This is a genomic window from Paraburkholderia sp. (assembly GCF_035656215.1).
In the GTDB taxonomy this organism is placed as follows: domain Bacteria; phylum Pseudomonadota; class Gammaproteobacteria; order Burkholderiales; family Burkholderiaceae; genus Paraburkholderia.
Window position 1 is genome coordinate 1 of sequence record NZ_DASRSY010000363.1, and the last position, 11745, is coordinate 11745.

General features: G+C 63.4%; 10 protein-coding genes. 5 read left to right on the plus strand and 5 right to left on the minus strand.

Annotation, left to right across the window (positions count from 1 at the left end; all coding sequences use genetic code 11):
- The coding region (locus VFE81_RS21250) for a UvrD-helicase domain-containing protein (protein WP_325046484.1) at positions 1-2894 on the plus strand (2894 nt) is incomplete at its 5' end.
- Complete coding sequence (locus VFE81_RS21255; RefSeq protein ID WP_325046485.1) at positions 2891-5260, plus strand: AAA family ATPase; 2370 nt, start codon at positions 2891-2893, stop codon at positions 5258-5260. The genes VFE81_RS21250 and VFE81_RS21255, both read left to right, overlap by 4 nt.
- A 145-nt stretch (positions 5261-5405) precedes the next feature.
- Here the strand turns inward: VFE81_RS21255 and VFE81_RS21260 are convergent, their stop codons facing one another.
- Entirely contained in the window at positions 5406-6047 is a 642-nt protein-coding gene (locus VFE81_RS21260) for a VC0807 family protein (protein ID WP_325046486.1), read from the minus strand.
- A 144-nt stretch (positions 6048-6191) separates the two neighbouring features.
- On the opposite strand from VFE81_RS21260, the gene arfB reads away from it, so the two are divergent.
- Entirely contained in the window at positions 6192-6596 is a 405-nt protein-coding gene (gene arfB / locus VFE81_RS21265) for an alternative ribosome rescue aminoacyl-tRNA hydrolase ArfB (protein WP_325046487.1), read from the plus strand.
- Between the two features lie 113 nt (positions 6597-6709).
- On the opposite strand, the gene VFE81_RS21270 is transcribed toward arfB, so the two are convergent.
- Complete coding sequence (locus VFE81_RS21270; protein ID WP_325046492.1) at positions 6710-8005, minus strand: EAL domain-containing protein; 1296 nt, start codon at positions 8003-8005, stop codon at positions 6710-6712.
- Between the two features lie 544 nt (positions 8006-8549).
- On the opposite strand from VFE81_RS21270, the gene VFE81_RS21275 reads away from it, so the two are divergent.
- Positions 8550-8840: a putative quinol monooxygenase gene (locus VFE81_RS21275; RefSeq protein ID WP_325046488.1), complete on the plus strand. Its 291-nt coding sequence runs from the start codon at positions 8550-8552 to the stop codon at positions 8838-8840.
- Positions 8841-8927: 87 nt separating this feature from the next.
- Here VFE81_RS21275 and VFE81_RS21280 read toward each other — a convergent pair whose 3' ends face one another.
- From VFE81_RS21280 to VFE81_RS21290, 3 genes are all read right to left on the minus strand, one after another.
- A complete protein-coding gene (locus VFE81_RS21280; protein WP_007182306.1) occupies positions 8928-9185 on the minus strand; it encodes a hypothetical protein in 258 nt (85 codons plus the stop codon).
- A gap of 213 nt (positions 9186-9398) precedes the next feature.
- Positions 9399-9647 (minus strand): hypothetical protein, encoded by a 249-nt coding sequence (locus VFE81_RS21285; protein ID WP_325046489.1) that lies wholly within the window; start codon positions 9645-9647, stop codon positions 9399-9401.
- 247 nt (positions 9648-9894) lie between these two features.
- Positions 9895-10614 carry a YdcF family protein gene (locus tag VFE81_RS21290; protein WP_325046490.1) on the minus strand — a complete coding sequence of 240 codons (720 nt, stop codon included), beginning with the start codon at positions 10612-10614 and terminating at the stop codon, positions 9895-9897.
- Between the two features lie 266 nt (positions 10615-10880).
- On the opposite strand from VFE81_RS21290, the gene VFE81_RS21295 reads away from it, so the two are divergent.
- Positions 10881-11204 (plus strand): hypothetical protein, encoded by a 324-nt coding sequence (locus tag VFE81_RS21295; protein WP_325046491.1) that lies wholly within the window; start codon positions 10881-10883, stop codon positions 11202-11204.
- Positions 11205-11745 lie beyond the last annotated feature (541 nt).

The window sequence follows — 11745 nt, forward strand, 5'->3', positions numbered from 1 at the left end:
CTGACCTCGTGAGTGCGGCGATCGCCGCGTGGACCGACTATTTTGCCCAGGGCGACTGCCACGCGCCGCCGCCGAAGGCTGCCTTGAAGTTGACGGCGTCGGCGTTGAAAAAAGCCACCAAGGTTAAGTTCGAGCCGCCCGAACATCCGTTCTTCGAGCATGCAGAAGCACTGGCTGCAGCCGTGATCGCGGCCGAAGCCGCGCAACGCGCGCGCTGGCTCTCGCTCGTAGAAACCTGGCTCGACTACGCGCCCGCCGAACTGGTGGCGCGCAAACGCACACGCCGCGTGGTGTCGTTCGACGATCTGCTCTCCAACCTGTACCGCGCGCTCGCTGCTAACCCATGGCTTGCCGATGCTTTGCGCACGCGTTATCCGGCCGCGTTGATCGACGAGTTTCAGGATACCGACCCGCTGCAGTTTGCAATCTTCAGCCGCATCTTTGCGCCGGCCGGCCCGCTGTTTCTGGTGGGCGATCCGAAGCAGGCGATCTACAGTTTCCGCGCTGCGGATCTTCATACGTATCTGGCGGCGCGCGCGGCGGCGTCGGCATGCTACACGCTCGCGGTCAATCAGCGTTCGACCGCGCCGATCGTCGAGGCCTGCAACCGGCTGTTCGAAGCCAATCCGCAGGCGTTCGTGCTCGACGGTCTCGACTATCAGCCGGTGCGGGCCGGCGAGCGGCGTCGTCCGCCTTTTTCCGAACCCGATGCGAGCGCGGGCGACTTCCGCATCTGGACCCTGCCGCAAGGCGACGCCACGTTGACCAAACGCGATGCGCAGCGCGCGGCGAGCGAAGCCTGCGCCGCCGAGATCGTGCGGCTGCTGCGCGGCGCGCGCGATGGGTCGGTGACGATCGGCGACGCGCCGCTCGCGCCGGGCAATATTGCCGTGCTGGTGCAAACGCATAAGCAGGGCAGTCTGATCAAGCGCGTGCTGGCGTCGTGGGGCGTCGGCAGCGTGGAATTGGCGCAGGCTTCGGTGTTCGCGACGCTCGACGCCGAGCAGATCGAACGCGTGCTGGCGGCGGTCGATACGCCGGGCGATCTGCGCCGTTTGCGCGCCGCGCTCGCCACCGATTGGCTCGGTCTCGACGCCGCCGCGCTGTGGCGCCTCGAGCAGGTCGCCGACGCGCCGGCCCCGGCCGACGATCCCGCGCATGCCGCCGATGCGATGGGTTGGGTCGAACGCTTCTCACGCTATCGCACGCTATGGCACGAGCGCGGTTTCGCCTTGATGTGGCGCACGCTGATGCGCGAACTGCGAGTCGCACAGCGGCTGGTGGCCGGACCGGACGGTGAGCGCCGTCTGACGAACGTAAATCACCTTGCCGAACTCGTGCAGGCGCGTGCCGCCACGCAACCCGGCATCGCACCGACGTTGCGCTGGCTCGCCGCACAACGCACGCAAGGTGGCGGCGAAGACGCGCAGTTGCGGCTCGAGTCGGATCGCAACCTCGTGCAGATCGTCACCGTCCACAAATCGAAAGGGCTCGAATATGCGGTCGTTTTCTGTCCTTTTCTGAACGACGGTGCGCTGCGCGAGCCGCCATCCTCCGGCTTGCCCGATGCGCGCGAGTATCACGACGAAACGGGCGACGCAGTGCTGCACTATGGTTGCGATGACGATGAAGCCGAACGCGCATCACGTTACGCGGCGCGCGAACAGGCGGCGGAGCGGGCGCGGCTCGTCTATGTGGCGCTGACGCGCGCGGTGTACCGCTGCTATCTGGTCGCCGGTACCTATCTTTCGTCGCGCTCCACGAAGGAGTCGCGCCGCAGTGTGCTGAACTGGCTGGTGGGGGGCAGCGGTCACAGCTTCGACGATTGGCTCACCGATCCACCCGACGAAGCGGCTTTGTCACTGTCGTGGCACGCGCTGGCGGGTGGCCCGATCACGTTGCAGGCGTTGCCGAAGGTGGAGCGCCGTGTGCCGTTGGAAAACCTCCAGGACAGCGGCGCGCAGATGCAGGCGCGCGCCAATCGGCGGCCGTTGCGCGATCAGTGGCGCATGGCGAGCTTCAGCGGCCTGATCGCCGCCGGCAGCAAAGCCGAGGAAGCGCATACGCCGATTGAAGAAGTGCGCCCCGATCACGATGAGATCGCAGACGCGCTCGCGCCTGTGCCGTTGCCGGTGCCGCAGGCGCCGTCTTACGCTGAGGACGACATTCTCGCGTTTCCACGCGGCGCGGCGGCGGGCGACTGTCTGCATCGCATGTTCGAACTCGCGGATTTCACCGATCCGGATACGTGGCCGGATGCCATCCGGGGCGCGTTGCGCGAGCGCCCGCCGCCGGCCGTGCCCGAGCTCGCGGCACGCTTGCCCGCCATGATGCATAAGCTGATCGCGGACGTCGTGACCGCCGAGCTCGTGCCCGGCATGGCGCTCGCCAGGTTGAATCCGCAGCGCCGTTTGAACGAACTCGAATTTCTGTTTGCCGCGCCTTCGCTCGATTTTCCGGCGTTGCGCGAGCTGCTGATCGAACACGGCTATCCCGACGTTGCGCTGGAACCCAGCGTGTTGCGCGGTTTCGTCAAAGGATTTATCGATATGATCGTCGAGCATGACGGACGCTTCTGGATCGTCGACTGGAAGTCGAATCATCTGGGCGACACCGCTGCCGACTATTCAGCGGCGCCGCTCGAAGCGGCCATGGCGAGCCATGCGTATCACCTGCAGGCGCTGCTCTATACGGTGGCGCTGCATCGCTATCTGAAAACGCGGGTGCGCGATTATGCGTACGACACGCATATCGGTGGCTATCTCTATCTGTTCGTGCGCGGTGTTCGTCCGCAGTGGCGTGATGCCGACGGGGCGGCAGGCGTGCACATGCGGCGGCCCGCATTCGAACTGGTGGCGCTGCTCGACGCGGCGATGATTGGAGGTGTCGCATGAGCACGTTCGAGCGGATATCTTCAGCGCCACCGGATCTTGATGACATCGGGGTGAATTTGCCTGTGCCGGCCGATTTCAGCACGGCGCTTGCCGAAGGGTTCGCGCGCCGCATCGGCACGCTGGCGCGGCGCGGCGGTGCGTCAGGCGAGGCGGTGAGGTGGGCGGCGCGGGCCGCCTTTGCCGCGAGCCGCGCGACAGCCGAAGGTCACGTTTGCCTGCTGCTTGCCGTGCTGGCGCGACGTTTCGATGCATCGAGTGCGGAAGTGCGTGCGGCGCTGTTCGCCAGCGGCATGGCTAGCGACGGCTCGCAAAGCGCGGCGGCGTTGCGGCCGCTGGTGATCGACGGGCACGGGCGACTGTATCTGGCGCGCTACTACGACTACGAGCGGCGTCTCGCACGCTCGCTGGTTGCGCATGCGGGTCGGGGGCAGGTGGAGGGGGTGAGGGCTCGTGAGCATGCGCGGGATGCAGAGGATGCGGGCGCCGGTGCAAGTGCGGGTTCTGGTGCAGGTGACATTGCAGATACACAGAAAGAGGCCGGCGAAGGCGGCAATGCTGGCGCCGGTGCGGCTTCACGCGCGGGTGCAAATGCAGGCGCCAGTGCAGGCGTAGACGCGGACACTACCGCCCAAACGCTACACATACGTCTGCTGCGCTACTTCGGCCCGCCGCAGGACGACGAGGTCGACTGGCAACGTGTCGCGGCAGTCATGGCGCTGTCCGGACGCTTGACCATCGTCAGCGGCGGCCCGGGCACCGGCAAGACGACTACGGTGGTCGGTGTGCTCGCCTGTTTGCTGGATGCGCGGGCCGATCTGCGGATTGCATTGGCGGCGCCCACCGGCAAAGCCGCGCAACGGATGCAGGAAGCCTTGCTCGCACGTGCCGGCGATTTGCCGCCCGAACTCGCCGCGCGCTTGCCGCAGACGTCGTACACCTTGCATCGGCTGCTCGGGTCCGGGCCGGGGGGGCGCTTCCGGCATCATCGCGACAACCCGCTGCCTTATGACGTCGTCGTGATCGACGAGGCGTCGATGATCGACGTTGCAATGGCGGCGCATCTGCTCGATGCTATCGCGCCGCAGACGCGTCTCGTGATGCTGGGCGACAAGGACCAACTCGCCGCCGTCGAGGCCGGTGCGGTGTTCGCCGAGCTCAGCGCGCGGCCGGCTTTTACGCCAGGCGGACTGCAGCGGATTGCTGGCGCGTTGGGCATTGAAACGGCACAGTTGTCGCAAGCATTGCCTGGTGTATCGAGCGGCTTCGACGAAGGGCCTGGCGATTTTTTTGCGCATGCAGGCGCGCCGGACGATGTCGATACGCAGCCTGACGACTTGTTCGTCGATGCTGAAGCGCACGGCGCCTTCGGTGAGTCACCCGGCGACGATCTCTTCGCGAATAGCCCCACGCCCGCTGCCGGAACGCCGTTGTCGTCATCGTCTCCGCGGCCGACATCGACATCGACATCGACATCGACATCGACATCGGCATCAGGATCGCCATCGCCATCGCCATCGCCATCGCCTTCGCCGGCTCAAAACCCGCTCGCCGACTGCGTCGTCTGGCTCGAGCGTAACTATCGATTCGGCCTCGAATCGCCGATCGGCCGCTTGTCGCTCGCGATTCGCAACGGCGCGGCTGGCGCGGCGCTTGAAGTCCTGCGCATTGACCCTGCCGAGCCCTGTGCAGCGGCGCTGTACGAAGACACACATGCGACGCTTGCCGATCGCACCGTCGCGCGGCTCGCCGCAGGTTTTGCAGCGTACGCGGATGCGCTTGCTGAAGCGCTAGCCGCGGATACACCGGATCCCCTGCCGCTCTTCGATGCGCTGAACGGTTTTCGAATTCTGTGCGCAACGCGCTCAGGGCCGCGCGGCGTCGATCAGGTAAATACCGCGATGGCCGCGCAGGTGCGGCGTTCGGCGGGAGTGACGCTGGCTGTCGGCGCGCAGTGGTTTGCCGGTCGTCCGGTGATGGTCACGCGCAACGATTACGCGCTCGGTCTGTTCAATGGCGACATCGGCATTGCGCTGCCGGGTGCTGGCGGCGCGTTGCGGGTGTATTTCCGTACGGGTGACGGCGGTCTGCGAGCCGTATCGCCTGCGGCGCTGCCGCCGCACGATACGGCATTCGCGCTCACCGTTCATAAATCGCAAGGCTCGGAGTTCCAGCATGCGGTGTTGATGCTGCCGTTAGTGTTCAGCCGCGTGTTGTCGCGCGAACTCGTGTACACGGCAATTACCCGCGCGCGTGAGCGGGTGGAGGTGATCGGCACGCGCGCCGTGCTGACGCAGGCCATTGCGACGCCGACGCAGCGTGACTCGGGCTTGGCCGCGCGAATTGCGGAGGCCTGGCGCGTCGCCTAGTTTACACAGGCGTGGCGCTCCGCCTGTGTATGGCGCAGGCAGCGGGCATATTCGTTCGGGGCCAGCCGAAGCGGGTTCAAGCGGGTTTCAATCGGGTTCGAACGATCCAGGAATGGGCGAATGCCTCAAAGCGCCCAAGCCTTGCTCAGCTTGCGATCCCACCCGGCTGTACGTGTGCCTCGACCCGGCTGCGCATGGTCTTGCGGTACCAAAGCGTCCATAGCGCCAAGGCGCTGTAAATGCCATAGCCGATGAACGGCGAGACCACCAGAAAGCGCTCGATTGGCCAGGTGAGCGCCATCCATGCGCGCAGCGCCGTTTCGCCGGTCAGGCCGACACCCCAAACAAGCGTCATGAGCCGCATTGCACTGACGAGAGCAGGCCGCTCGCGCCACAGCGCTTCAAAGCGCGCGGCGCCGCCTTCCATTTCACGGGCGACAGTGGCACGCGCGAGATAGAAGATCAGCGGGCGGCGCATCGGCAAAGACAGCAGAAACACCACGCCCACCACGCCGGACACCAGTGACTCTCGCAGCAGCAACATGCGGGGACTGCCGCCCAGCGCCATCGCCGCGACCGACAGCACGATGCCCGCCACGACCATCATGCTGAGCGCGTCGACGCGTCGAAAGCGTATCAGTTCGATCAGGCTCCAGACGATCGGTGGCACGGCGGAGGCGATCAGCGCGCCGGTCTCGCCCAGATGCGGCAGCGCGAGGCGGTAAGCAAGCCACGGCAGCAGAAAGTTGACGGCCAGTTCCAGCACAAAACCCGGACGGAGTTTCATATTAATTTACGCTGTAAGCGAAAACGGCAGTATCGGCCAACGGGCTGTGTCGTTGCAAATGGTTTTTCGCATCGGCGGCCGCGCCCGATAGTCCTTATTCGACTGCGCCCTGTGTACACTTGCGTCTCCTAGCTCAATCCAGTCATGACATCCCGTTATCCAATCCCGCCGAACGAAATCGAATTGACCGCAGTGCGCGCACAAGGAGCGGGCGGTCAGAACGTCAATAAGGTCTCGAGTGCCATCCATCTGCGTTTCGACGTGCACGCTTCGTCGTTGCCGGAAGTGCTGAAGATGCGCCTGCTCGCGCTGTCCGATCATCGGCTCACGCGCGACGGGGTGGTGATCATCAAGGCGCAGCAGCATCGCACTCAGGAGATGAACCGCGCGGCGGCGCTGGCGCGGCTCGATGAGCTGATCGAAAGCGTCAGCGTGACGCGCAAGCCGCGCGTCGCGACCCGGCCCACGCGCGCATCGAATCGGCGTCGCCTCGACAGCAAGGCCAAGCGCAGCGAGATTAAATCCGACCGTGGACGGGTGGAGGATTAAAGGGGGAGCCGAGGCGCTAAAACTCGGAAGAGCTATCAAAACGCCCTCGGAGGCGGTTCAGGCGGTGCCTGGGGAGCCGTCGCCATAGGACGGCCAACGGGAAGCCGTCAGGCTCAGCGTTTGCCCCCGCGTCCACCAGAACGCGTATCGGCCGGCGACGTCGTCGGCACGAAGTCGACGCAAAGCACATGCGTACCGTCACGGTCGAATGCGATCGCCGCGGTATAGCAGTCCTGGCCGTCCGCGAGCGAATAGTGCGGCCCCATCATGGCGACACGCCCCGGCGCGGCGAGCGCATGTTTGAAATACGCGCGCCGCGACCAGTTGCTGCGCGTATCGGTGTAGAGCGGTGCGAGCCGCAGCGGAGGTGGCGGCAGCGAGGCGGCCGCGATCGACGCTTGCGTCTGTTCGCCTTGACCGTCAGTGACGAACACCCGGCGCGCTTCGGGCAGATGCCACATCTTTTGTGCCGCCTGCCGTAGGTCGCCGGTGGTTTTGAAGGTGTCGGCGGCGGCGAGGACGGCTTCGGCGAATCCTTCGAAGCCGAGCCGTTGGTGCCCGGCGCGGGCACGTTCATAAGCGGCGAACTTGGTCCACATCGACTCGATCAGCGCCGGCACCCTGGCGCACGCAGCCGGCACCGAACTCTTCGGCTGGCCGAGCCAGAAACCCTGCACGAAATCGACGTCGGCCTGCATCAGGATCATCAACTCTTCGTCGGTTTCGACGCCTTCGGCCAGCACCAGCGTACCGGACTGGTGGAGCATTGCGATCAGGTGGCTGATCATAGAATCGTCGCCTTCACGCTTGCCCGCACGCGCGACCAGGGAGCGGTCGAGTTTCACGATGTCTGGGCGAAAGCGCCACACACGGTCGAAGTTCGAAAAACCGGTACCGAAGTCGTCGATTGCAATCAGGAAGTCGCGTGGCTGCGACGCCGCGAGCATGCTGGCAACGGCGGATTCATCGTCGGCGGGTTGTTCGAGTACTTCGATGACGATGCGCTCCTGCGGCAGGCCGAAGTGCGCCGAGAGCTCATCGATGAAGGTGCGCTGCGGCCAGCCGGTTTCGAACACCTGCGGGCGCGTATTCAGAAACAGCCACCCTGTGCTGATGCCTTGTTCCATAAAATTCGCCACATGCAGGCAGCGCGCGATGCGGTCGAGTTCGCGCGCGTCGGCGGCCGAGCGTGTGCCGGAGAACAGCACTTCCGGCGATACCGGCAAGCCGACTGGATCGACCGCACGCAACAGGCCCTCATAGCCGACCACACACTGATGCGTGACGGACAGCACCGGCTGGAACACGCTGTGCAGGGTCAGCGCGCGCCATGTCGCGGTCCAGCCGGACTCGTCCCGGACCAGATGCGGGAGCAGGCCGCTCAGGGTCACTTCGCTGACGGTTGGCATAAAGGCGGGCATGAGAGCGGGCATAGTGACATCGCGGCAAGCGGGTGACAGGGCGCGCAAACAGATTCAGCGCGCAACGGATGCACAGCCCAGGCGCCGGCAGGGTCAGGCGGCCACAGCCCGGGAACGCGGAGAGCAATGCCAGCCATGCGGGACTCCGGCGGGATTAATCAAAACTAGTCTAGCAGTTCGCACTTCGCATGAATGTGCGGGTTATCACAAACGCGGAACATGACGGATGCCCGGCAAACCAGCCTCGACGTGGCAGTCGCCCTCGGCGCAGCGGGCGTCTCGCGGGAGTTTCTCGCTCGTTTGCCTTGCGCGAGATCGCTTGTTTCAAACGCAATCAATCGCGTGTATGAAGCCGAGGGTAGCAGGGTCGTGAGTGGTCGCCCGCCAAACTCCAGGCAAGGACGGTGCTAAGACGTTTCGTGCACGCGGGAGGTTATGCATCTGGGTAATCCAGCCCGGTGCGCAGGATCGCCTGCAGGTTTGGCGGACGGCGGGTATGCTGCTGCTTTTCGTGAAAAAACGGAGGGCAGGCATGACGGAAATCGCGGTGGTCGCAATCTCGGTGGCAAAGCCGGGCTATGAAGAGCAACTGCGTGAAGCGCTCGAAGGCATCGTCGGGCCGACGCGTAAAGAACAGGGTGCGCTTCAATACGATCTGCATCGTGACGTGCAGGAGCCGCGCCGGTTCGTGTTTGTCGAGCGTTGGGAAAGCCAGGAAGCGCTGGCCGCGCATGCCAGATCAGCGCACATTGCGGCTTATAAGAAAGCAGTGGCGGATTGGGTCGAACACGCGGAAATTCGCGTCGTGTCGAAGATCGCGTAAGCGTTTAAAAGGCGAAGTTTAAGGGCCAAACAACGGCGAGTGAACTGCCGGGCCGGATCCGGTCCGTGCGGCGCTCGCCGTTTATCTTTAGTGCGTGGCCTGCGGGACGTCGAGGATCAGGATGATGGTCCAGTCGGCATCGCCATCGTGGTGATATTGGCGCTCCGCGACAATGAACGGTTGTTGCTTGCCGTCCGGACCAAGAAACAGCACGTCGCCTTCCATCGGCAGGCATTCGACGGGCGGCAGCGCGAGGAACGCTTCCTGACCGCCGCGCGGCATCAGTTTTTCGATTTTGCGAGATGCGGCTTCAGTCCATTCGATATCTAGCTGAATGTTGCTCATGCTGTCCTCCGCACCAAGGTGCGCACAGGTTAGGGGGATTCCGGCCGGGCGACGGTCGCTGGGCGCCGGTCGGTGCGCGACTTTAGCATAACGTCAGCCGGGCGCAGCGGGCCTGTAGCAAGTCCATTCGATAACAAAAAAGCCGAAACCGGCGGTGCCGGCTTCGGCTTTTCACCTTCGCGGCGTGGCCGTGGGTGAGGCAGTCAGCAGCGCTTACGAACTGGCGGCCATCGGCTTGGCGGCCTTCTTATGATTGTGATGCGGAGCCATCTTGTGATGTTTCTCCGACATGGCCGGCGCGCTTTCCATTACTTGCTGGCGGTTTTGCAAATCTTGCGCGCGTTGCTCGACGTCGGCTGCCTTGGCCGGATCGGTGCTCATCATGACGCCGTTGTCCTGCGCATAGGCCGCGCCCGTTACGGCACTGAGGGAAACCAGGATCGCCAGGGACACTTTCTTCATTGTTACCTCCGCAGAGTGGTTGTGGACCCAAGTACTTGCCTGTCCAATCGGAAAGACAATGCATTCTAGCCAGCAATATCCGCTCCAGCGGACGTTTTGTAACGGTAGTGACAATTAGTTACATCTTGTTACGCTCGACTCACTGTCGCGGTCGATAACGATTCCGCACCAAGCTCGATGAAGCGGTGCCGGCATAAAGAAAATATTCGCATCTCTAAATAAATTGTCTCATCACGGCGCCTGAAATTCAGAACCATCCGATTGCACGATAGATATGAAATTGCGCGATTCCAATCAGCTCGTGCAGCGCAATCTCCGCATTCACCAGATTGTCGCAACGTGGCAGTACACCGAGAGATGCGTGCCGCGCGCTCGAGATCAACGGCTGCGGTGCAAGGCCGAACCGATGGAAGTCGAGCAAGGCGCGCGGCATCTGATACGCGGAGGTAATGAGTATCAGGGAATCGTAACGTGACCGGTCGAGAATAGCCGACACGTTGCGCGCGTTTTCGTAAGTCGTGCGGCTGCTGTTTTCCAGCACGATGTCCGCACGCGGCACCTGTTTGCGCAACAGGTAGGGCAGATAGGTGTCTGCTTCGGTTGCGCTATGCCGCTGTGGGTTGCCCCCGCTCACGATCACCTGACACGCGGCTGCCGTGCGCTTGCAGGCCGCGTAGTTTTCCGCGCTGACCGCTATGCGCGCAAGCACGTCACGCGGTGGGACGAGCACGTCGTCTTCGTCGTAGATGGTGCCGCCGCCGAGCATGACGATCGCGGTGCGTGACGCGAAGCTGACGGGTGTGTCGGTCTGCCGATGTGGCTGCGCAAATTCCAGTAATGGCGCAGTGAGCCAGCCGGCGGCGAGCAGCCAGAACAGGGCGATCGTGCCAATGGTCAGGGGCCGGCGGGCGCCTTTCCATAGCACGATTGCTGCAAAAAAAAGCGCTAATAAAGTGAATAGAATCAATTTAAATGCGGTAACGTATGACTTTCGGGACAAATCTATGGGCTTGCTATCGCGCCGCAGCGGTTGCATCGTCGGCCCGTAGAGAGAACGCTAACATGCCGTTCAGACGGGGGTTCCGAAACGAGACCAGGCAGCACCTGGCGGAATTCGACATGCATGGCATGCAGCGAGCTTCCAGCCAAGGGCGGGTGCTATGCGCGTCACTGGTGGCGTGGTGACGTGTTGGGCATAGATGTGTCATAGCTGCACTTTAAGAAAGAAGTGAGATGACCACGTATTCCAACGAAGCGGTACTTGAAGCGCTGCGGCGGGCGCAATATCGCCAGGTCCCATGGGCCAGACGTCCGGGTGTATTCCAATATCTTCGTGCGCTCGGCCTGATGGACACCGTTCGGCAGCGCACGGTCGCACCGGCTCCCGGTTTTCACGCGCCTGTCGATATCGCCGTGCTCACCGAGCGTGGCAGAGCCGAGTTTGCAAGACTCGAGCACGACGAACGCCTGTTGAGCTGGACCGCACAGCGAATGAACGACTACGTCGTCGCGACACCCGAAACGCGGCCCACAGCTGCGCTCGAAGCCCGATCTTAGGGGCGGCGGGCAAGCTTGGCGCTGTTTTTTTCCGGCCGCTTTGCGCGGCTGGTGGTGGCTTTATCGCTCCGTTTGTTGCTCTGCTCCTTGCTCCACTTTATTGCCTGGCTTACTCGCCTGGGTACGGTGCGCGCCGCCCATCCCGTTGATGCAAAAAAAAGCCCGTATCACGAGGATACGGGCATACCGGAATTACTACTGCCACGCTGTGCTGATGGCGTTAAATCAGACTGGCGTGCCGCCGGGTGGTTCCCCCGATCGTCAATTCGCCATGCAGCGCGATGTCTCGCACAGTTACCAGCTAACGCGGATAACAAGGGCGAACAATGAAGACGCTCTCGATACATACGATTTGACACACGCTCAACTAGTCATTGGTGCGTCGGTACCCGCCTAGCGACGCAATGCTCTCAACTTAAGCCCCATTACATCAAGCGACCTTGTAGGCGAGATGATGATGGGGCTTGGCTTTTCTGGGTGGTCGTGAGTAGGCGCGCGAGGGCTGGATGCGACATCGGGTCTGGTGTATGACTGCAATTAC